The organism is Mycobacterium aquaticum (assembly GCF_002086485.1).
Taxonomy (GTDB): domain Bacteria; phylum Actinomycetota; class Actinomycetes; order Mycobacteriales; family Mycobacteriaceae; genus Mycobacterium; species Mycobacterium aquaticum.
Genome location: NZ_MVHF01000027.1, coordinates 70,338 through 90,161 on the forward strand (window position 1 = coordinate 70,338; position 19,824 = coordinate 90,161).

Consider the following 19,824-nt stretch of genomic DNA (forward strand, 5'->3'; position numbering starts at 1 on the left):
TCAGCCCCGCAGCGTCTCGATCACCGCGCTGAAATCCAGATCGGCGTGGTCGACGGCGAACTTGGCGTAGATCTCCGCGGCATGCGTGCCCAATGGCGCCGATGATCCCGTCGACTCAACGGCTGCCATCGCCAGGCCGAGATCCTTGTTCATCAGTGCGGTGGCGAACCCCGGCTTGAAATCATTGTTGGCCGGGGAGGTCGGAACCGGCCCTGGCACAGGGCAATTGGTGTGCACGGCCCAGCAGTTGCCGGTCGCGCCCGTCATCACGTCGAACAACGACTGCTTGTCCAAGCCCAGCTTCTCGGCCAGTACGAATGCCTCACCGACAGCGATCTGCTGCACCGCCAGCACCATGTTGTTGCACACCTTGGCGGCCTGGCCCGCGCCCGTTGCACCGCAGTGAATGATCTTGCCGGCCATGGGTTCCAGCACCGTACGCGCCGCCTCGACAGCGTCGTCGGGGCCCCCGACCATGAACGCCAAGGTGCCGGCCACCGCACCCTTGACGCCACCGGACACCGGGGCGTCGAGCTGGTTGAAACCGTGCTCGCCGGCCAGCTTGTGCACCTCACGCGCGTCGTCGACGGAGATGGTGGAGCTGTCGATGAACAGCGCGCCTGGCGTCGCGGCGGGCAGCACCTCGGCGTAGCAGCTCTTCACCTGCGCGCCGCTGGCCAACATGGTGATCACCACGTCGGCACCCGCAACGGCCTCGGGCCCGCTACCGAAGATGGTGACACCGTTGGCCTTAGCGGCTTCCTGCGCCGCCGGAGCAGGGTCGAACCCACGCACGGTGTGCCCTGCGGCCACCAGGTTGGCAGCCATCGGACCGCCCATGTGCCCGAGACCCAGGAAAGCGATTGTGCTCACGTGCAACTCCTATCCCACGCGGGCTCTGCCCGCTTATGCCGAATTGCGGGCTCGGCCCGCGGTCGCGCGCCCGATCACCACGCGCATGATTTCGTTGGTTCCCTCAAGGATGCGGTGCACCCGTAGATCACGGACGATTTTCTCCAACCCGTACTCCCGCAGGTAGCCGTAGCCACCGTGCAGTTGCAGGGCCTGATCGGCCACCTCGAAGCAGGTGTCGGTGACGTAGCGCTTGGCCATCGCGCACAGCGCCACCTTGTCGGGGTGGTTGCCGTCCAAAGCGGAAGCGGCCCGCCACAACATGTTTCGCGACGTCTCCAGTCCGGTGGCCATGTCGGCCAGGGCGAAGCGGATGGTGGGCTCGTCGAGCAGCGCCCCGCCGAACGCCTGCCGGTCGGCCAGATAGGCCACCGCCTTGTCGTGCGCGGTCTGCGCCCCGCCGAGCGAACAAGCGGCGATGTTGATGCGCCCCCCGTTGAGTCCGTTCATCGCGATGCCGAACCCGGTGCCCTCGGTGCCGCCCAGCAGCGCATCGGCAGGGACCCGCACGCCGTCGAAGATCACCTGCGCCGTGGGCTGGGCATTCCAGCCCATCTTCTGCTCCTGTGCGCCGAAAGTAAGTCCGCGCGTGTCCTTTTCGACCACAAACGCGGAGATTCCCTTCGGGCCCTCTGCGCCGGTACGGGCCATCACCACATAGACATCCGAGCTGCCCGCACCCGAGATGAACTGCTTGTCTCCGTCGAGCACCCAGTCGTCGCCGTCGCGGACTGCCCTGGTGCGCAGCGCGGCGGCATCCGATCCGGCGCCAGGTTCGGTCAGGCAATAGCTCGCGATGGCATCCATCGACGCCAGCCGCGGCACCCAGGTTTTGCGCTGCTCCTCGGTGCCGAAGCTGTCGACCATCCAGGCACACATGTTGTGGATGGACAGGAACGCCGCGATGGCCGGGTCGGCGGCTGCGAGCTGCTCGAAGATGCGCACGGCATCCAGTCGTCGCAGCCCGCTGCCGCCCGCATCCTCCTGGCAATAGATCGCCGCCATGCCGAGCTCGGCCGCCTCACGCAGTACGTCAACAGGGAAGTGGTGCGTCTCGTCCCACTCCAACGCATATGGCGCGATGCGCTTTTCGGCGAACGCGCCCGCCGTCTCGGCGATCACACGTTCGTCGTCATCCAGTTCGAAAAGATCCACGATGGGTCTACTTCATGGTGGGGATGACGAACTCGGCCCCGTCCTTGATGCCCGACGGCCACCGCTCGGTCACGGTCTTGACCTTGGTGTAGAACTGGATCGACGCGGGACCGTGCTGGTTGAGATCGCCGAAGCCGGACCGCTTCCAGCCGCCGAAGGTGTGATACGCCACCGGCACCGGGATGGGCACGTTGACGCCGACCATGCCGACCTGTACGCGGGACACGAAGTCCCGGGCGGCATCGCCGTCGCGGGTGAAGATCGCCACGCCGTTGCCGTACTCATGCTCGGTCGGCAGCCGCAAGGCGTCCTCGTAATCGTGGGCCCTGACGATGCACAGCACCGGGCCGAAGATCTCGTCGGTGTAGATCGACATGTCGGGAGTGACGTGGTCGAACAGGGTGGGGCCGATGAAGTAGCCGCCCTCCAGGCTCACGTCGCCGAAAGTCAGCTCGTCGCTTGTCCGTTCGCGACCGTCGACCACCAGCTCGGCACCGGCGTCGACGCCCTGGCCGATGTAGTCCTTGACGCGATTGAGCGCGGCTTCGGTGACCAGCGGTCCGTAGTCGGCCTTGGGGTCGAGGCTGTGACCGACCCGCAACTGGTTGACCCGTTCGACGAGGCGCGCGCGCAGCCGGTTCGCGGTCTCCTCGCCCACCGGGACGGCGACGCTGATGGCCATGCAGCGTTCGCCTGCACTGCCGTAGCCCGCCCCGATCAATGCGTCGACGGCCTGGTCGAGGTCGGCGTCGGGCATCACGATCATGTGGTTCTTGGCGCCACCGAAGCACTGGGCGCGCTTGGCGTGTGCCGCTGCGGTGGAGTAGATGTACTGCGCGATGTCGGAGCTGCCGACGAAGCCGACGGCCTGGATGTCCGGGTGCGTCAGGATCGCGTCGACGGCTTCCTTGTCGCCCTGGATCACCTGGAACACGCCCGCGGGCAGACCGGCTTCGATGAACAGCTCGGCGAGCCGTAACGGCACCGAGGGATCGCGCTCAGAAGGCTTGAGAATGAACGCATTTCCGCATGCCAACGCGGGGCCTGCCTTCCACAGCGGGATCATGGCGGGGAAGTTGAACGGGGTGATTCCGGCGACCACGCCGAGCGGCTGACGGATCGAGTACACGTCGATGCCGGTGCCCGCCCCCTCGGTGAACTCGCCCTTGAGCAGGTGCGGGATACCCACCGAGAACTCGATCACCTCGATGCCGCGCTGGATGTCGCCCAGCGAGTCGGCGACGGTCTTGCCATGCTCGAGAGACAGCAGCTGGGCCAGTTCGTCGGCGTTCTGATTGACCAGATCGATGAAGCGCATCAGGATGCGGGCCCGGCGCTGGGGGTTGTAGGCGGCCCACGTCTTCTGCGCCTCGACCGCGACGGCGACGGCGGCATCCACATCGGCCGCAGAGGCCATCAGGACCTGGGCCGCAACCTCGCCGGTGCTGGGATTGAGCACATCGGCAGTGCGGGTCGACCCGGCCGCGGACCGCTCGCCGTTGATGAAGTGGGGAATCTGTGTAGTCATGACGTCCGTCCCAGGATTGTGCGCAATGGAGGCAACTCGGGCCACACCCGAGATACTTGCATATCCTAGTAATTGGTCGCGTGGTTTGGCAAGGGCTGGTACCGCAAGGGTTCTGATGCTTCAAGGGCTGCTCGCGCCGCAAAGCGTCGTCAGCCCGACACCATCCACGGGCTGACGCCGTGCTCGTCGAACCACGCCTGCTCGGCCGGGCGGACAGCCGCCAGCAGTCGGGAGTGCAGGGCCGCGCCGCGCTTGCTGAGATTGACGCGGACCTTGCGACGGTCGTCGGCGTCGACCTCCCGGAACACCGCGGCACGGGCCACTAGCCGGTCCACCACGCGGGTCAGGGTCGGGGCGGCCGTCAGGGTCTGCGCGCGCAACTCTGCCATCGTGAGCCCCGGTGAAGCCCCCAGAGCTTCGAGCACCAGCCAGTCGTCGAGGGTCAGGTCCTCGCCGGCGAGCTCACGCTCGATGACCGCGCTGATCATGCGGGCCACCCGCACGACGTCACTGCCGGACGGTGTGACCGGGCCGCCAGGTGGGAGCATGTCTGTCACAGGTCGACCGACCTCCCAACTGACGATTGCCTCGCGCCGCCGACGCGAGGATACTTCCAAGTGGAATGATTCTAGCTGATCGCCTCGACTGCCGGTCCAATTGCTCCTCGCGTGCGCACCGGTCCATTTGCTCCTCGCACCCGGCACCGTCGAAGGGAACACGCGGGTGAGCGCAGGCGTGCGCACGCGGGGCCGCGACGCCGAATGGCGTTTGGGAATGGTGGTGCCGCTGCAGGGGCCCGCCGGTCTGTTCGGCCCGTCCTGCGAAGCCGTCGGCGATCTGGTGGCCCACGATCTCAATGCCGCGGGCGGTGTGCTGGGCCGCGAGGTGCAGATCGAAGTGATCGACGGCGGCGCGCACCCGGCCACCGTTGCCGCCGACGTCAAACGGCTGATCGACGAGGGGCGTATCGACGCGGTCAGCGGCTGGCACATCTCGTCGGTGCGCAATGCGCTGGCGCCCGTCGTCGTCGACCGGGTGCCGTACTCGTATCCGGCGCTCTACGAGGGTGGCGAGCGTCGACGCGGAATCTATTGCTGCGGTGAGACTCCCGACCAGCAGATCGCCCCCGCGCTGCGATGGATGCGCGACAACCTCGGAATTCGCAAGTGGTTCGTCGTGGGGGACGACTACGTCTGGCCGCGCACCTCGCTGGCCGAGGTGCGCCGGTATGTCCGGGAACTGTCACTCGATCTGGTCGGGGGATCGTTCGTGGCGCTCGGGCACGGGGACATCGACCGCCTCGTCGACAAGGTCGCGCAGTCGCGGTGTGACGCCGTGCTCATGCTGCTCGTCGGGCAGGACGCCGTCGAGTTCAACCGGACATTCGCGCGCCGCGGACTGCAGGACGACAAACTCCGGTTCAGCCCGCTCATGGACGAGAACATGCTCATCGCCAGTGGACACGACGCCACACAGGGGCTGTTCGTGGCCGCCTCGTACTTCCGCTCGATGATCGGCCGCAATTCGATGGAGCTGCTCGACCGCTACCTCGAGGTCAACGGGTCGAGCGCTCCGGCACTGGGAAGCGCGGCCGAATCATGTTACGAGGGAGCCTATTTCCTGGCCGAGATGATCCGGCGGGCCGGGGATCCGCTCGAGATCGACGCCGTGGCGGACGGCGTCGCCTATGAGAGCCCACGCGGCACCGTGGAATTCCTGGAGCACCGCACCAGTCAGCCGGTGCACCTGGCCGTGGCGGCCGGCGTCGACTTCGAGATCGTCACGACGCTTCCCGGCAGTCTGATCGGCTGACTGCCTGCGTCTGTTGACACTGTGGCGCCCGTCACTTACTTTCAAATAGATCTATTCCATTTGGAAGTAATTGGAGGTGTCCGGTGGGCAGCGTCGGTCTCCTTTACGTCGGGGCAGTGCTTTTCGTCAACGGGCTGATGCTGTTGGACGTCGTCCCGGCGCGCTCGGCCGCGGTGTTGAACCTGTTCGTCGGAGCCATGCAATGCGTGTTGCCGACCATCATGCTCGTGTTGGCACACGGCGACGCCGCGGCCATCCTGGCCGCCTCGGGCCTCTACCTCTTCGGGTTCACCTACCTCTACGTCGGGATCGTCAACCTCGCCGGCCTGGAACCTGAAGGCATCGGCTGGTTTTCGCTCTTCGTCGCAGGTGGTGCCGTCGTCTACGCCGTGCTGTCGTTCACCGTGGTGCACGACCCGGTGTTCGGGGTCATCTGGCTGAGCTGGGCGGTGCTGTGGCTGCTGTTCTTCCTGGTGCTCGGTCTGCATCGCGATCAGCTGACCCGATTCACAGGATGGTCCGTGGTGCTGTTGAGCCAGCCGACCTGCACGCTGCCCGCCTTCCTCATGCTCAGCGGCACCTACCGCACGTCGCCGGGCATCGCGGCCATCTGGGCGCTGGGATTCGTCGCGCTGTTCATCGCGGCCAAGGCACTCAGTACGCGCCGTTCACACCGATCACACACCGCTGCAACACAACCCGTCTACAGCTGATCGAACAACCAATGACAAGGAGAAAACCATGAGGCACGGAGACATCTCGTCGAGCAACGACACTGTCGGCGTCGCGGTCGTCAACTACAAGATGCCCCGGCTGCACACCCGGGCCGAAGTCCTCGACAACTGCCGCAAGATCGCCGACATGCTCATCGGTATGAAGTCGGGACTACCGGGCATGGATCTCGTTGTGTTCCCGGAGTATTCGACTCAGGGGATCATGTACGACGAGCAGGAGATGTACGACACCGCCGCGACCATCCCCGGCGAGGAGACCGCGATCTTCTCGGCCGCCTGCCGGGAGGCCGGCACCTGGGGCGTCTTCTCGATCACCGGCGAGCGCCACGAAGACCACCCGAACAAGCCGCCCTACAACACGCTCGTGCTCATCGACGACAAGGGCGACATCGTGCAGAAGTACCGCAAGATCCTGCCGTGGTGCCCGATCGAAGGCTGGTATCCCGGTGACACCACCTATGTCACCGACGGGCCGAAGGGCCTCAAGATCTCGCTGATCATCTGCGATGACGGCAACTACCCGGAGATCTGGCGGGACTGTGCGATGAAGGGCGCCGAGCTGATCGTGCGGTGCCAGGGCTACATGTACCCGGCCAAGGATCAACAGGTCATGATGGCCAAGGCCATGGCGTGGGCCAACAATTGCTATGTGGCCGTTGCCAATGCGGCCGGCTTCGACGGCGTCTACTCCTACTTCGGCCATTCGGCCATCATCGGTTTCGACGGGCGCACCCTCGGCGAGACCGGCGAGGAGGAGTACGGCATCCAGTACGCGCAACTGTCGCTGTCCGCGATTCGCGATGCCCGGGAGAACGACCAATCGCAGAACCATCTGTTCAAACTGCTGCACCGCGGCTACTCCGGGGTGCATGCCGCAGGCGATGGTGACAAGGGCGTCGCCGACTGCCCGTTCGAGTTCTACAAGCTGTGGGTGACCGACGCGCAGAAAGCCCAGGAGCGGGTCGAGTCGATCACCCGGACCACGGTCGGGGTGGCGGACTGCCGGGTCGGATCGCTTCCGGTCGAGCAGACCGCCGAAGCCTGAGAGACGACGCATTGCCGTTCCTCACCGATATGTACCACGAGCAGAACCGCAATTCTGCCCGAGTGGCCGATGAGCCCGCCACTGCCGAAACCGTGGATGGCTTTGACCCCGAAGCTCTTTCGCGACGGCTGAACGCCGCGATCCTGGGGCAGGCGCACGCCGTCGACGCGGTGGTCCGCGCGGTGTCCATCGCCCATGTCGGCGTTGCCGACCCCGGTCGTCCCCTGTCCAGCGTGCTGCTGGTGGGGCCGACCGGCGTCGGCAAGACCGAACTGGTCCGCCAGGTCGCCGCGGCGCTGCGCACGGGTCCCGACGATCTGTGCCGCATCGACATGAGCGCACTGGCGCAGGAACATTACGCCGCGTCGCTCTCGGGTGCGCCGCCCGGCTATGCGGGCAGCAAGGAGTCCTTCACGCTCTTCGACAGGGCCAAGATCGAAGGTGGGCCATATATGCCCGGCATCGTGTTGTTCGACGAGGTCGAGAAGGCCGACGCCAGCGTGCTGCGGGCCCTGCTGCACGTACTGGACACCGGCGAGCTGCGCTTGGCCAACGGGCAGCAGAAGATCTCGTTCCGCAACAGCTACATCTTCCTGACCTCTAATTTGGGTTCGCTGGAAGTTGCTGCGCGGCAACGGGCCCGGCGCAAGCGGTGGCAGTGGCCGGCACGCCGCGCGGCGTCGCACCAGAGTGTCGTGCGCGGGGCAGTCGAGGAGTTCTTCGACCCCGAGTTCTTCAACCGCATCGACGAAACCGTGGTGTTCGACGCATTCGACGACACCACAGCCGAACGGGTGACGCGCAAGGAGATCGGCGACCTGGTGCGGCGGCTCAAAGCCCGCGACGTCGCGCTCGAGGTCGACGACAGCGTGGTGGACTTCGTGCAGCGCAGGGGATTCGACCCGGTTTACGGAGCCCGCGGGCTGCGGCGCACCATCCGCACCGAGCTGACCGAACCGGTCGCGTGGGCGGTTCTCACGGCGTCGCGAAAACCCGTCGCGCTCAAGGCGCAGGTGCGCGATGGTGAGCTGACCGTCACCTGACCGGCGCGAGCAGTCACGGCGGTACCCGAAAACCGGCGTGTCGCGGACCTACGTGTCTGCTCGCGGGAAAAGGTGACTTACCCGAGCGGTTCGGTAGGTCCGGCGTGCGCTGTGCGGACCGCGCCGACGCTCGCGACGGTCACCAGTACGACTCCCACGTACCCGAGCACGCCGATCTGCTGGCCCAGCACCACAAGCCCGGCCAGCGCGGCGGTGACCGGTGAGAGGCAGGTGAGCACGGCGAAGGCGGCGGGGGACAACCTTCGCAGGGATATCAGCTCCAACGAGTACGGGATCACCGACGACATCACGCCGACGGCAAGGCCCACACCGAGGACATGCCAGTGCAGCGCGTCGGACAGATTCACCGCGACCATCGCGAACGGCGCCACGACGATCGCTCCCATGGCTGTGGCAAGGGCCAGCCCGTCGACGCGGCGGAACTCGGCCGCGGTGCGTGCCGAGGCCAGGATGTAGCCAGCCCACGCGGCCCCTGCGGCCGCGGCGAACACGAAACCCATCGGGTCGTAGTGCCCGCCGCCGCCGTGCGGAAGGCCGAGCAGCGCGACGCCGGCAAAGGCCAGGACGGCCCACAGCCACGCTATGCGCCGCGTGCTCGTCACGACCGAAAGGATCAGTGGCCCAAGTGCTTCGACGGTCACCGCGACACCGAGCGGGATCCGGGCGATCGCCAGATAGAAGCAGAAGTTCATCACGGCCAGCGTCGCCGCCAGCGCGGCCGCCGAGCTCCAGGCGCGTCGCGTCAAGCCGCGGATCGACGGGCGCACCACCGTACACAAGATGACGCCGGCCACCGCGAAACGAGCGAACAACGCGCCAACGACCCCCAGTGCAGCGAACAGGCCGACGGCGAACGCGGCGCCGACCTCCTGGCTGACCGCGGCGATCACCACCAACGACGCGGCACCGAGCGGGGCTCGCGAGTGGGTGCTCACACCGTGACCGGCAGCTGTGCCCCGGTGGCCAGCTCGGCGTACCCGCGCATGAGCCGCAGCGCCGTCGAACGCGTGATCTCCGGATCCCGCGCCACGATGCGGTAGCCGAGATAGTCCTCCATCGCCATCAGGGTCATGGCGGCGTCGCGGGCGGGTGAACCCAGCCGGAACACACCCGAAGCGGCGCCGGCCTCGAGGACGCGGGTGTAGAGGTCCACCTGCCGGTGATAGATGTGCTGGACGTCGCGGCGCTGGTCGAGCTCGAAGCCTGCGGCCAGCACCGCCCGCCAGATCGCGCGCCACTCCGCGTCCTCCGGGCCGGTTGGCAGGCCTGCGGCGATGGTCAGCGCGAGTTGCTCACGCACGTCGTCGGTGTTCTCGACGACGGCCAGCCGCTCGTCGTAGAACCGGGAGTCGGAGCGTTGGGCCAGTTCGGAGAGCAGCTGGTCCATCTCCTTGAAGTAGTAGCGCACCGCGTTGGCGGTCAGCCCGAGTTCAGCGGCGACGTCGGCGATCCGCAGCGTGGCCAGGTCGTGGCGTTCGATCAACGCGATGGCGGCGTCGAGGATTTCCTCGCGTCGCTCTGCTTGTCGATTCGGCCGTGCCACAGGTTCATCCTTACCCGATTTCGCGGTTTCTCTTGCGCAAGCCGCCGGAGAAGCACATTATTTTCCAAACGTGAAAAGAACTACCGGCCTCCGGAGGTTGAATGTCCGATCACCCCACCCATCCAGAGATGGCCGACCGCTCGCGTCCGCGTGCCCGCGACCTGGGCATCGTTGTCGGCGATAACCCGACCGGCCCGTGCAACGCCATCACCGATGTGCCCGGTGTGCGCATCGGGCACACCACGATTCAGCCGTCGCCTGAGATCAACACCGGTGTGACGGTCGTCGTCCCGCATACCGGCATCTGGGACGAGCCCGTGTTCGCCGGTACCCACCGGCTCAACGGCAGCGGCGAACTCACCGGCCTGGAATGGGTGCGCGAGTCCGGCGAGCTGACCACCGCCGTCGCCCTCACCAACACCCACAGCGTCGGCGTGGTGCGGGACGCGCTGGTCGACGCGCAGGTGCAGGCCCGAGGTGACGGCCTCTACTGGTCGCTGCCCGTGGTCGGTGAGACCTACGACGGGCTGCTCAACGACATCAACGGCCATCACGTGCGGGCCGAACATGTCCACGCCGCGCTGGCCTCGGCGTCCGACGGGCCGGTTGCCGAGGGCAACGTCGGCGGCGGCACCGGCATGATCTGCCACGGTTTCAAGGGCGGCATCGGCACCTCATCGCGCATCACCGACACCGCTGCGGGTCGCTACACCGTGGGTGTTCTGGTCCAGGCCAACCACGGTCGTCGAGAACGGCTGCGGGTCAACGGCGTTGCGGTGGGAGAGCTGATCGGCCCCGGCAGCGTGCCGCTGCCGGAGATGCCGCTGGCCTACGCTCCCGGATCGGGCTCCATCATCGTCATCGTCGCGACCGACGCACCTCTGTTGCCGCACCAGTGCACGCGGCTGGCCCAACGCTCCTCGCTCGCGGTCGGCAGGCTCGGTGGGGCCGGGGAGCAGTACAGCGGTGATCTGATGCTGGCCTTCGCCACCGGCAATCGCGGCATCCCGCCGTACGCCTGGGACGAGGATCCCGATACCGAGCACCCCGAAATCGGGCTGCGCATGGTGGCCCCACGACTGATGACCCGGCTTTTCGACCTCGTGATCGAGGCCACCGAAGAAGCGATCCTGAACTGTCTCGTCGCGGCGGACACCCTCACGGGGCGCGGCGGTCGTACCGCACATGCATTGGACCACAAGATGTTTCGCCACGCACTTCTCCTGGAGGGGCAATGAGTACCAACACTGAAACGACTGCAGACCGCCGGCTGCACGGGAGGCTCGGTCCGGTCGGAGTGGTGTTCATGGTGGTCGCGGCCGCCGCCCCGCTGACCGTCATCGGCGGCAACATGCCGCTGGCAATGGGGCTCGGCAACGGTGCGGGCGCACCGGTCGGATTCCTCATCGCCGCAGCGGTTCTGCTGGTGTTCAGCGTCGGCTTCGTGGCGATGACGCCGTACGTGCCCGAGGCGGGCGCGTTTTTCTCATATGTGACGCTCGGGCTGGGTAACCGGCCGGGAAGCGGCATCGCCGCTGTCGCGTTGATCGCCTACACCGCGATCCAGGTAGGTATCTACGGCTATATCGGCTGGGCCATCGGCGATACCGTGCGGTTCTACGGGGGACCGCAAATACCTTGGCCTGCTTATTCGTTCGTGATACTCGCGATCGTGGCGCTGCTCGGGTACCGCCATATCGACCTCAGCGCCAAGGTGCTCGGGGTGGCGCTGGTGCTCGAGATCAGCGTGGTCGTGGTGCTGGATCTGGTGATCGTCGCCAAGCCAGGTCCCGCCGGGGTGACGTTCGCATCGTTCACCCCGGGTGTCTTCACCCACGGCGCGCTGGGCATCGCGGTGTTGTTCGCACTGACGGGTTTCATCGGTTTCGAGGCGACGGCGGTGTTCCGCGACGAGGCCCGCAACCCCGAACGCACCATACCGCGGGCCACCTATGCGGCGGTGTTGCTCATCGGCGGCTTCTACGCGATCACGTGCTGGGCGTTCGTCGTCGCGATCGGTCCCGACCAGGTCGCCGAAACCGCCCAGCGCACCCTGGCCGGTGACGCCAACATGCTGCTGGACACCACCGATGCCAACCTCGGCAGGATCGGCCGCGACGTCGTCAATGTGTTGCTGCTGACCAGCCTGTTCGCCTGCGTGCTGTCCTTCCACAACGTGATCGCCCGCTACCAGTTCGCGCTGGCCCGAAAAGGGTTGCTGCCCAACCGGTTGGCGACCGTGCACTCGTCGCACGGCTCGCCCGCGGTGTCCTCGGTGGTGCAGACGGTCACGGCCGCAGTCATCGTCGGCATCCTCGCCGCGCTCGGGGTCGACCCGCTGGTCGGTGTGTTCGGCTCGATGGCCGGTGTGGCGACGGTCGGGATGGTGCTGCTGATGCTCACCACCTCGGTGGCGGTACTGGTCTACTTCGCCCGCCACCGCGCCGACGCCGCGGGCCGCACCTGGCAGACGCGCATCGCACCGGCGCTGGCGTGTGCAGGTCTGCTGGGCAGCCTGTGGCTGGTCCTGACGAATTTCACCCTCGTCACCGGTGGCAGCGCGACGCTCAGCGCCATCCTCGCGGCGATCCCGTTCCTGGGTCTCGTGGGTGGTGCGCTGCTGCGGCGCAGCTAGGACTCGTTGCGCAACTCATCGACGAAGGCGCGGGTGTCCTCCCACGTCGGCAGCAGGCCCGCGGCGCGCACCTCTTCGAGGGTGGGCGCCGCGGCGTCGCGCTCGGAGATCACCAGTTCGTGGCCCTCCGGCCAGTCGATGCCCAGATCGGTGGCCAGGATGGTGTGCTCCCGCTCCGGCGAATACGGCGCCGAGCACAGATACATCACGGTCGAATCATCTTCCAGCGCAAGGAAAGCGTGACCCAGACCCTCGGAGAGGTAGACCGACCGACGGTCGCGGTCGTCGAGCAGTACGGAATCCCACTGCCCGTAGGTGGGGGAGCCGACGCGAATGTCGACCACGACGTCGAACACCGAACCACGCACGCACGTCACGTATTTGGCCTGACTCGGCGGCAGTTCCGCGAAATGCACACCCCGCAGCACCCCGGCCGCCGACACCGAGCAGTTGGCCTGGCGCAGATCGAACTTGTGCCCGGCGAAACCGGTGAAACCCGAGTCGGTGAACCACTCGAAAAACATCCCTCGGGAATCACCGTGCAGCTTGGGGGTGAGCTCCCACGCCCCGGGGACCTTGAGTTCCCGTGCGGTCACTGGCCGCGCTCCTGGTAGTTCGCCTCGACCTGTTCTTTGAGTGGGCCCCACCAGGATTCGTTGGCGCGGTACCAGTCGATGGTGTCGCGTAGACCGTCCTCGAAGTCGGTGTGCACGGGTTTCCAGCCCAGCTCGTCGGTGAGTGTCGACGGGTCGATGGCGTACCGGAGGTCGTGTCCTGCGCGGTCGGTGACGTGGTCGAAATCGTCGGGGTCACGGCCCATCAACCGCAGCAGCGTGCGCATCACGGTCAGGTTGTTCTGCTCGCACTGCGCGCCGATCAGGTAGGTCTGTCCGGCCCGGCCGTCGGCCAGGATCCGGCGCACCGCGGCGTTGTGATCGTCGACGTGGATCCAGTCGCGGACATTGGCGCCCGCGCCGTACAGCTTGGGCCGCCGCCTGGTCAGCACGTTGGTGATCTGGCGCGGGATGAACTTCTCGACGTGCTGGTACGGGCCGTAGTTGTTGGAGCAGTTCGACAGCGTCGCACGTACGCCGTAGGACCGCACCCAGGCGCGCACCAGCAGATCGGCGGCGGCCTTGGTCGACGAGTAGGGGCTCGACGGGTTGTAGGGCGTGTTCTCGGTGAACCGGGCCGGATCGTCGAGCGGCAGGTCGCCGTACACCTCGTCGGTGGAGATGTGGTGCAGCCGCACCCCGTGCCGGCGCACCGCCTCCAGCACGGTGAAGGTGCCGACGACGTTGGACTGCACGAAGGGAGCCGGGTCGGCCAGTGCATTGTCCACATGCGTTTCGGCCGCGAAGTGCACCACGGCGTCGGCGTCGGCCGTCAGGCTCGACACCAACGCCGCGTCGCACACATCGCCCTCGACCAAGCGGATCCGGTCGGCCACCGGCGCCAGTGACTCCCGACTGCCCGCATACGTGAGCGCGTCCAGCACCGTCACTGACGCGCCGTCACGGACGGCGTCCTGCACGAAATTCGCACCGATGAACCCGGCACCCCCGGTGACCAGCAACCGCATGGGTCAACTCTAACGGGCTGTCCGATCAGCCTTTCAGGCCCAGCGGGCCGGCCAGCTCCGTCAGCGTCGGAAGCAACTTGTCCCATCCGCCGAGCACCTGGATCGCCACATGGTCGGCGCCCTCGTCGAGGTGTTGCCGCAAACGCGCCGCAACGTCATCGGGCGTGCCGTGAGCGACGACCGCATCGATGAGACGGTTGCTGCCGGGCTTGGCGATGTCATCCTCGCTGAATCCCAACCGTCGCCAGTTGTTCAGGTAGTTGCTGAGATTCAGATAGAAATCGACGGTTTCGCGGCCGACCGCCCGGGCTGCCTCGGCCTGCTGCTCGGATCCGTCGGTCAGCACGACCTTGTGCTCGGGTGCGAGAAACACCCCAGGGCCGATGAGCTCGCGGGCCTGCGCGGTGTGCTCGGGCGTCGTCAGGTACGGATGCGCGCCGGCACTGCGGTCGGCGGCCAGCTTCAGCACCTTGGGACCCAGCGCCGCCACCACGCGCCGCTCCTTCGGTACGCCCTGCTCATCGAGCGCATCGAGGTACTCGACCAGCACGTCGTAGGGCTTGCGGTACTCCTGGGTGTGCTCGGGATGGCCGATGCCGATGCCGAGGATGAACCGGCCAGGGTGCGCCGCCTCGATGCGGTGATACGACTCGGCCACCTGCGCGGCCGGAGCGGTCCACACGTTGACGATGCCGGTGGCCACCTGCAGTGTGTCGGTCGCGGCCAGGATCGGTTCGACGAACGCGAGGTCAGCGGCAGGAGAGCCGCCCGGCCAGATGGCGCCGTAGCCCAGCTTCTCGATCTCGGCAGCCTGCTCGGGCTTCGGTGCACCGAACGTCCACACCCCAAAACGGCCAAGGTTCAAGCTCATTCGCGTCCCTTTCGATTACTTGAGGCCCAGCGGCCCGGCAAGTTCGGCAAGTGCCGGTACCAGTTTGTCGGGCGAGGTGAGAACCTGCACGGGCACGTGGTCAGCGCCGGCCTCGCGGTGTTGCTTGAGGCGCGCCGCCACCGCGTCGACGGTGCCGTGGGCGACCACGGCGTCGATGAACGCATCGCTGCCCGGCTTGGCCAGATCGGCATCGGTGAAGCCCAGTCGCTTGAAGTTGTTGAGGTAGTTGGTCAGTCCGAGATAGAGATCGAGCGCCTTGCGGCCGGCCGCGCGGGCCCTTTCGGTGCCCTCTTCGGATCCGTCGGTCAACACCACCTTGTGCTCCGGCGCGAGAAGCGCGTCGGGCCCGATGATCTCGCGGGCCTGCGCGGTGTGCTCGGGCGTGGTCAGGTACGGGTGGGCACCGGCCGACCGCTCAGCCGACAACTGCAGCACCTTGGGGCCGAGCGCGGCGACCACGCGGCGGTGCCGCGGAACGCCGTGCTCATCGAGCTTGTCCAGATAATCGGTGAGGGCGTCGAGCGGTTTGCGGTATTCACCGATGGCCTCGCGGTGGCCGACCCCGATGCCCAGCAGGAACCGGCCCGGGTAGGCCGCCTCGATGCGATGGAAGGAGTCCGCGACCGCCCCGGCGTCGGCCGTCCAGATGTTGACGATGCCCGTCGCGACCTGCAGGTTGGTGGTCTTCTCCAGAATCGGGTCGACCCAGTCCAGTTCGGCAGGCGGAGACCCACCCGCCCAGATCGCGCCGTAGCCGAGGGCCTCGATCTCCTGCAACTGTTCTGCCGACAGCGGCTGGAACTGCGAGTAGTGCCCGAAAACGCCGAAACTACCGAGGTCAGGTTTGGTGCCCGTGATGTCAGTCATGGTCGGGTCAACCCGCCGTCGCCCGACCGCTATTCCGAAAAACTCAGGGTGATTCCCACCGGTGGCCGACGCGGCAGGTTGAAACTGCTGCATTCCTGGGAGATTGCTGTGTGTCAGGATCGAGGTGATTCGTTGTTGCTCGAGGGGGAGATGTGTTAGTTAACCCAGAACTGTTGCGGGCCCTTGCCGGACAGGTGGATTCTGCAGCCGCGGTGATCGGTCGCGCCGACGTGGGGTCGAAGGTGTCGACATCAGCTGATGGTTTGGCGAGCTCGACCACTCAATGGGCAGCTCATACCGTGGGCGAACATTTCACCGGTGTCGCAAACCAACTCGCACAGAACGTCACCAAGATCGGAACGGCGGTCCGTGGGGCCGGCGACCGGTTCGAAGTTGCCGACAACACGCTGGCCGGCCAGTTCGACGGGTTCTTCTAGCTGATGTTGCCGAACCGCACCACACTGCAAGGTTGGAACCCGGATTCTCTGACGGCGTCGGCAAGCACGATCACTGCGAGCGCCGCGTCGGTCGCAGATGCCGTGACTGGCGTGGATGATGCTTGCCAGCGAATGCCTGAGGCCAGAGGTTGGTCTGGCCGCTCTCACGAAGCGGCAGAGGCAATGTTCGGACGGGCTCGCCGCCAGACGCTGAAGTTCTCCGCGTACGCGAACGCTATTGCCGCGGCCTTGAAGAACGGCAGCGGAACTATCGCTCCGGCACGCAATGCGCTGCTCAACAAGGCCGCGGAGGTCGATCACGGACCATTGAATGTCACCGACCAATGGGTCGTTCTTGTCGACCCGGTAGTCATGTCGGAAGAGGAGTTCGCCAAGCTTCAAGCCTTGGCACGTGAGGAACAGGCCGCCATCAACGGGCTGCTGACGGCGGTTGGCGACGCCGACGACAGCACGGCCAACGCGGTTGTCGCCGCAGGCCGGGATCACGGGTTCGTCGAAGCGGGACCTTCGTCGTCGCCGTTCGACATACCGGCGCCCCAGCGACCGCGGGACCAAGTCCCGAATCCGAAGGACCCGATGGGGATTATCGGTCAAGAAGCGATACGTGCCGGTGATGAGGCAACCGCGGTCCGTGAAACTATCGAGTCGGTCAACGAACATGGCGAAGAGGTGACCACGGTTATTCACCAGGATGGAAGTAAGCAGGTCGGTACCAAGCACAAGTTCATGGACACACCGAGCCGGACGAACTACGTCACCGTCGAGGAGTTCGACAAGCGTGGAAATAGCACGTCACGGACCAGTTCGTGGCATGATCTCGGCAGCAATTGTGATTTCACATCTACTACTTTCCCGGACGGTTCGAATTTCACGATGTCTATGGACCCGGAGGGGCGGGTCAACGCGGGATTCACAACCGCGACCGGCAGGCACTCGGCAGTGCCGGTTGAGTTGATCGACCGGATCTCTACCTATGCCGGTGGTGGCCTGTCCGGTTTCGAGAAGCATGTCAGTCATGGTGGGCGTCTGCCGATGTTGACGGCGGAGTCTCTGGAGAGCTTCGGCAAGGCTGCCCGTGTAGGTGGTCCCTCCCTGGTTATTGCCACTGCGGTTTTCGATATGGCTATGGCAGATACCGGTCGGGATCGCTGTATTGCCGCGGTCGTCGCTGCAACGGGCGGCGGAGGAGGATGGGGCGGCGCCGAGTTGGGTGCTTTGGCCGGCGCTGCCACCGGTCCCTTTGCGCCAGTGGGCGTTCCCGTGCTCACCACCGCGGGCGCAGTGTTCGGAGCTTTCGGTGGCGCTGATGTGGGGAAGTTCCTCGGGAACGTACTGTGTCCGTACTAAAACTCCCTACACCCCCTGGTTGGCGCAACGGTGATGCGCCTCTTGGGTGGGTAAGTGCAGGATTCGTCATCGCACTTTCGGTGCCGTTCTGGTGGGGCCTGGCGGCGGCAAGTCGGGGTGACTATCTGACTGGAACGGTGATGATCGGCGTCACCGTTTCGCCGCTGTTGATTGTGGCGTCGCTCGTGATACCGGTGTTCGGACGGTCGACCGTGCGTACGACCGTTGACAGCTCCGGGACGAGCCTGCGTCCGGGCCGATGGTTCTGCATTTTCTGCTACGTCGGCATGGTGTCGTTCATAGTGAGTGGTTTGCTATTTGTCCGATTCGTGCCAACGGGTGATCTGGACATTCCGATATCGCGTGGCATGCGGATTTTCTCCCCGATGTTGCTTGCATCAGGAGTCGTCGTGGCGATTCTGGCATTGGTCAGTGCCTGGCGCCGCGGCGGAATTGGCTACGTAAAGCTCACCCCAGCCGGGATCGATGTCGCGAATATCGTGGCCACGAAATACGTCGAGTGGACAGACATTGTCGAAATAAGCGACAGCACTGAAACGAAGAGAACCCGCAAAGCGATCGTCCTGCGTTTGAGTGACGACACCGAAGAAATCATCGACGGTGCCGACATCTATGTCCCTCGGGGCACCGCCCTGTACTGGATGGTCCGGCACTATTGGCGCCATCCATCTGATCGCGGCGAGCTCACCGATTCCCGTGCAGTCGACCGTCTGCGTTCCGAGAACTTCGACGTCGAAGTCCGGTGATTCTCACCGCTTGCCCGGGTCAGGCCGGGGCAGGCAGGTCTTCGGGGGCGGGTGCCTCCAACGGCAGCAGCACGATGAACCGGGTGTTGCCCGGCTCGGACTGCACCCGGAGGTCACCGCTGTGCTTCTCGACGACGATCCGCCATGCCAGGTCGAGCCCCAGCCCGGTGCCCTCGCCGAACGGCTTCGTGGTGAAGAACGGCGTGAAGATGCGTTCGATGATGTCGGCGGGAATGCCGGGGCCGTCGTCGCAGATCTCCACTTTGACCAGATCGCCTTCGCGGCCGGTACGTACCGTCAGCGTGCCTTCGCCGTTCATCGCCTGGATCGCGTTGTCGATGATGTTGGTCCACACCTGGTTGAGGTCACCCGGATAGCAGGCCAGCTCGGGCAGCGACTTGTCCCAGTCCTTGACGACTCGAACGCCCTTGCTTTCCTTGCCGATCCGGTCGCCGAACATCATCAGTGTGCTGTGCAGCAGCTCGTGGATGTCGGCGCTCTGGTACGGCGCGCGGTCCATCTGCGAGTACTGCTTGGCGCCGGCCAGCAGCGCAGAAATCCGCTTGCTGGCCTCGGCGATCTGGTTCATCAGCAGTTCGGTCTCGATGGTGTAGCGCAGCCAGCCGATCGCGCTCATGAACGATGCGGTGGCGTCGACGTCGTCGAGTGACGCCGCGACACTCTCGAACCAGTCGATGTCCAGTCCGGCGTCGACGAACGTCGGCGCGTAATCCCAGGCACTGGTGATTCCGCGCTCCTCGAGCCACTCGCCGATCTGCTCCTCACGGTCGGAGGCCTCCAGCGCGGTCAGATCCTGTGCCTTGTGCTTGGCGATCTGCTCGGCCACCCGGTCCTGGATGCTGACCAGCTCACGCAGTGCCGCGGGCGGGACGTGCCCGTCGCCGAGCATCGCCAGCTTGTGGCGCATCTTGCTGACCCGGTCGCGCAGGTCCGCCACCGCGCGCGCGGTCGCCGCGGCGGGATTGTTGAGCTGATGGGTCAGGCCGGCCGAAAGTTGGCCGAGCGCAAGCAGTTTCTCCCGCTGGCCGATGATCTGGCGGCGCCGGAGGCCACCGACCTTGTGGCCCTCCAAGAGGTGTACTGCCATCGGGAATTCGGTGCGCATGAAGTCGGCGTAGGCCTTGGCGTCCAGGACGAAGAACCGGGACGGCTTGGTCACCCGAACGGATGCCTCGTATACCGGCTGCTCACCGGGGATGTACGCCGACCAGGCACCGCAGTAGACCCCGCGCATCGAGGTCCGGTTGGTCTCGATGTCGATGCCGCCCGACTTCATCGTCATCACGAGCTCGCCCTCGATCATCACGTAGAAGCACGTGGCGGGCTCGCCCTCGGTGCAGACCGGGCCCGGCTCGAACGTCGCGATATGACCGTTGGCGCACAGGATGTCGAGTTGTTCGTCGCTCAGAGATTCGAACAGGAACAGGGTCCGCAGTTCTTCGCGCACGCAGCCTTCACCCAT

Annotated in this window: 20 protein-coding genes; 9 read left to right on the forward strand and 11 right to left on the reverse strand. The window is 66.0% G+C overall.

The features are described 5' to 3' along the window. From mmsB to BST13_RS23530, 4 genes are all read right to left on the reverse strand, one after another. On the reverse strand, positions 1-873 hold the full coding sequence (mmsB, locus tag BST13_RS23515) for a 3-hydroxyisobutyrate dehydrogenase (protein WP_083166452.1): 873 nt from the start codon (positions 871-873) through the stop codon (positions 1-3). A gap of 33 nt (positions 874-906) precedes the next feature. Continuing rightward, on the reverse strand, positions 907-2,067 hold the full coding sequence (locus BST13_RS23520) for an acyl-CoA dehydrogenase family protein (protein WP_083166414.1): 1,161 nt from the start codon (positions 2,065-2,067) through the stop codon (positions 907-909). Positions 2,068-2,074: 7 nt separating this feature from the next. Continuing rightward, positions 2,075-3,595, reverse strand: coding sequence for a CoA-acylating methylmalonate-semialdehyde dehydrogenase (locus BST13_RS23525; RefSeq protein WP_083166415.1), 1,521 nt, complete (start codon positions 3,593-3,595; stop codon positions 2,075-2,077). Between the two features lie 149 nt (positions 3,596-3,744). Next, on the reverse strand, positions 3,745-4,143 hold the full coding sequence (locus BST13_RS23530) for a MarR family winged helix-turn-helix transcriptional regulator (protein ID WP_083166416.1): 399 nt from the start codon (positions 4,141-4,143) through the stop codon (positions 3,745-3,747). Positions 4,144-4,369: 226 nt separating this feature from the next. Between BST13_RS23530 and BST13_RS23535 the strand changes: the two genes are divergently transcribed. From BST13_RS23535 to BST13_RS23550, 4 genes are all read left to right on the forward strand, one after another. Continuing rightward, positions 4,370-5,407, forward strand: coding sequence for a substrate-binding domain-containing protein (locus BST13_RS23535; protein WP_083166453.1), 1,038 nt, complete (start codon positions 4,370-4,372; stop codon positions 5,405-5,407). A gap of 83 nt (positions 5,408-5,490) precedes the next feature. Next, positions 5,491-6,120 carry an AmiS/UreI family transporter gene (locus BST13_RS23540; protein WP_083166417.1) on the forward strand — a complete coding sequence of 210 codons (630 nt, stop codon included), beginning with the start codon at positions 5,491-5,493 and terminating at the stop codon, positions 6,118-6,120. 28 nt (positions 6,121-6,148) lie between these two features. Then, positions 6,149-7,186 carry an aliphatic amidase gene (locus tag BST13_RS23545; RefSeq protein WP_083166418.1) on the forward strand — a complete coding sequence of 346 codons (1,038 nt, stop codon included), beginning with the start codon at positions 6,149-6,151 and terminating at the stop codon, positions 7,184-7,186. A gap of 11 nt (positions 7,187-7,197) precedes the next feature. Beyond that, positions 7,198-8,229 carry an AAA family ATPase gene (locus tag BST13_RS23550; RefSeq protein ID WP_083166419.1) on the forward strand — a complete coding sequence of 344 codons (1,032 nt, stop codon included), beginning with the start codon at positions 7,198-7,200 and terminating at the stop codon, positions 8,227-8,229. Between the two features lie 77 nt (positions 8,230-8,306). Here the strand turns inward: BST13_RS23550 and BST13_RS23555 are convergent, their stop codons facing one another. Together BST13_RS23555 and BST13_RS23560 are read right to left on the reverse strand one after the other, a co-directional pair. Next, positions 8,307-9,185 (reverse strand): EamA family transporter, encoded by an 879-nt coding sequence (locus BST13_RS23555; RefSeq protein WP_083166420.1) that lies wholly within the window; start codon positions 9,183-9,185, stop codon positions 8,307-8,309. Further along, a complete protein-coding gene (locus BST13_RS23560) occupies positions 9,182-9,793 on the reverse strand; it encodes a TetR/AcrR family transcriptional regulator (RefSeq protein WP_083166421.1) in 612 nt (203 codons plus the stop codon). Before BST13_RS23560 ends, BST13_RS23555 begins: the two co-directional genes overlap by 4 nt. A 128-nt stretch (positions 9,794-9,921) precedes the next feature. On the opposite strand from BST13_RS23560, the gene BST13_RS23565 reads away from it, so the two are divergent. Together BST13_RS23565 and BST13_RS23570 are read left to right on the forward strand one after the other, a co-directional pair. Continuing rightward, positions 9,922-11,031, forward strand: a complete 1,110-nt coding sequence (locus BST13_RS23565) for a DmpA family aminopeptidase (protein ID WP_083166422.1) — start codon at positions 9,922-9,924, stop codon at positions 11,029-11,031. Continuing rightward, positions 11,028-12,428: an APC family permease gene (locus tag BST13_RS23570; RefSeq protein WP_083166423.1), complete on the forward strand. Its 1,401-nt coding sequence runs from the start codon at positions 11,028-11,030 to the stop codon at positions 12,426-12,428. Before BST13_RS23565 ends, BST13_RS23570 begins: the two co-directional genes overlap by 4 nt. On the opposite strand, the gene BST13_RS23575 is transcribed toward BST13_RS23570, so the two are convergent. From BST13_RS23575 to BST13_RS23590, 4 genes are read right to left on the reverse strand one after another with little or no spacing between them, the layout of a single operon-like run. Further along, positions 12,425-13,024 (reverse strand): dTDP-4-dehydrorhamnose 3,5-epimerase family protein, encoded by a 600-nt coding sequence (locus tag BST13_RS23575; protein WP_083166424.1) that lies wholly within the window; start codon positions 13,022-13,024, stop codon positions 12,425-12,427. The genes BST13_RS23570 and BST13_RS23575 overlap by 4 nt on opposite strands. Continuing rightward, complete coding sequence (gene rfbB / locus BST13_RS23580; protein ID WP_083166425.1) at positions 13,021-14,010, reverse strand: dTDP-glucose 4,6-dehydratase; 990 nt, start codon at positions 14,008-14,010, stop codon at positions 13,021-13,023. The genes BST13_RS23575 and rfbB overlap by 4 nt, the downstream gene beginning before the upstream one ends. A 25-nt stretch (positions 14,011-14,035) precedes the next feature. Next, complete coding sequence (locus BST13_RS23585; protein ID WP_083166426.1) at positions 14,036-14,881, reverse strand: LLM class F420-dependent oxidoreductase; 846 nt, start codon at positions 14,879-14,881, stop codon at positions 14,036-14,038. A gap of 15 nt (positions 14,882-14,896) precedes the next feature. Then, entirely contained in the window at positions 14,897-15,769 is an 873-nt protein-coding gene (locus BST13_RS23590; RefSeq protein ID WP_083166427.1) for an LLM class F420-dependent oxidoreductase, read from the reverse strand. Positions 15,770-15,921: 152 nt separating this feature from the next. Between BST13_RS23590 and BST13_RS23595 the strand changes: the two genes are divergently transcribed. From BST13_RS23595 to BST13_RS23605, 3 genes are all read left to right on the forward strand, one after another. After that, positions 15,922-16,206, forward strand: a complete 285-nt coding sequence (locus tag BST13_RS23595) for a WXG100 family type VII secretion target (RefSeq protein WP_083166428.1) — start codon at positions 15,922-15,924, stop codon at positions 16,204-16,206. Positions 16,207-16,389: 183 nt separating this feature from the next. Then, positions 16,390-17,574: a hypothetical protein gene (locus BST13_RS23600; RefSeq protein WP_245839780.1), complete on the forward strand. Its 1,185-nt coding sequence runs from the start codon at positions 16,390-16,392 to the stop codon at positions 17,572-17,574. An 80-nt stretch (positions 17,575-17,654) separates the two neighbouring features. Then, positions 17,655-18,341 carry a PH domain-containing protein gene (locus tag BST13_RS23605; RefSeq protein ID WP_083166430.1) on the forward strand — a complete coding sequence of 229 codons (687 nt, stop codon included), beginning with the start codon at positions 17,655-17,657 and terminating at the stop codon, positions 18,339-18,341. A gap of 19 nt (positions 18,342-18,360) precedes the next feature. On the opposite strand, the gene BST13_RS23610 is transcribed toward BST13_RS23605, so the two are convergent. After that, entirely contained in the window at positions 18,361-19,824 is a 1,464-nt protein-coding gene (locus tag BST13_RS23610; protein ID WP_083166431.1) for an ATP-binding protein, read from the reverse strand.

Coding starts and splice junctions, on each gene's coding strand:
- BST13_RS23565 (WP_083166422.1), top strand. CDS start 9,922: ATGGCCGACCGCTCGCGTCCGCGTGCCCGCGACCTGGGCATCGTTGTC.
- rfbB (WP_083166425.1), bottom strand. CDS start 14,010: ATGCGGTTGCTGGTCACCGGGGGTGCCGGGTTCATCGGTGCGAATTTC.
- BST13_RS23535 (WP_083166453.1), top strand. CDS start 4,370: ATGGTGGTGCCGCTGCAGGGGCCCGCCGGTCTGTTCGGCCCGTCCTGC.
- BST13_RS23610 (WP_083166431.1), bottom strand. CDS start 19,824: ATGGGTGAAGGCTGCGTGCGCGAAGAACTGCGGACCCTGTTCCTGTTC.
- BST13_RS23525 (WP_083166415.1), bottom strand. CDS start 3,595: ATGACTACACAGATTCCCCACTTCATCAACGGCGAGCGGTCCGCGGCC.
- BST13_RS23530 (WP_083166416.1), bottom strand. CDS start 4,143: ATGCTCCCACCTGGCGGCCCGGTCACACCGTCCGGCAGTGACGTCGTG.
- BST13_RS23590 (WP_083166427.1), bottom strand. CDS start 15,769: ATGACTGACATCACGGGCACCAAACCTGACCTCGGTAGTTTCGGCGTT.
- BST13_RS23585 (WP_083166426.1), bottom strand. CDS start 14,881: ATGAGCTTGAACCTTGGCCGTTTTGGGGTGTGGACGTTCGGTGCACCG.
- BST13_RS23545 (WP_083166418.1), top strand. CDS start 6,149: ATGAGGCACGGAGACATCTCGTCGAGCAACGACACTGTCGGCGTCGCG.
- BST13_RS23600 (WP_245839780.1), top strand. CDS start 16,390: ATGTTCGGACGGGCTCGCCGCCAGACGCTGAAGTTCTCCGCGTACGCG.
- BST13_RS23570 (WP_083166423.1), top strand. CDS start 11,028: ATGAGTACCAACACTGAAACGACTGCAGACCGCCGGCTGCACGGGAGG.